General features: G+C 56.6%; 1 protein-coding gene. It reads left to right on the top strand.

Going from position 1 to position 521, the window contains the following annotated elements; genetic code table 11:
- Positions 1–276 precede the first annotated feature (276 nt).
- The coding region (locus tag JK635_RS27940; protein WP_202653004.1) for a cytochrome ubiquinol oxidase subunit I at positions 277–521 on the top strand (245 nt) is incomplete at its 3' end.

The raw sequence follows: 521 nt of genomic DNA, 5'->3' as shown, positions 1-521 counted from the left end.
CACTATTTCAGCCAGACCGCAGGCAACCATGAGATAGATCAGAGGTCGGGCATCCACGCCCGCGATGACGGCTTTGACGCAACACCAGACGGCCTTTGGATGTCGTCGGCCGTGCTGCAGCTTGATCCGACGAAAGAATCGACCTGATGGCTGGAACTTCATCTTCGGATTCCGGCCACAGCACACAATGCAGACGGATGGCAGATGGAATAGCCTTGTCGGTTTCGCCGTGAGCGGTTTCCCCACCATCCCATGAGACTGGATTTGGAGTCCTCGATGGAAATACTGGCCGGCGTCGATACAACCTTGCTTGCAAGGGTGCAGTTTGCTTTCACGGTGGCGTTCCACATCATCTTTCCGTCCTTTACCATCGGCCTTTCCGCCTTCATCGCCACGCTGGAGCTGCGCTGGTTCTATAGCGGCAAGCAGCATTTCCACACGCTGGCCCGGTTCTGGACCAAGATCTTCGCAGTCTCGTTCGCCATGGGCGTGGTGTCGGGCATCGTCATGGAATACCAGAT

Origin of the sequence: Neobacillus paridis (assembly GCF_016765675.1) — a bacterium.
GTDB classification, from domain to species: Bacteria; Bacillota; Bacilli; order Bacillales; family Cytobacillaceae; genus Neobacillus; species Neobacillus paridis.
This window is presented reverse-complemented; position numbering and strand designations above follow the sequence as displayed.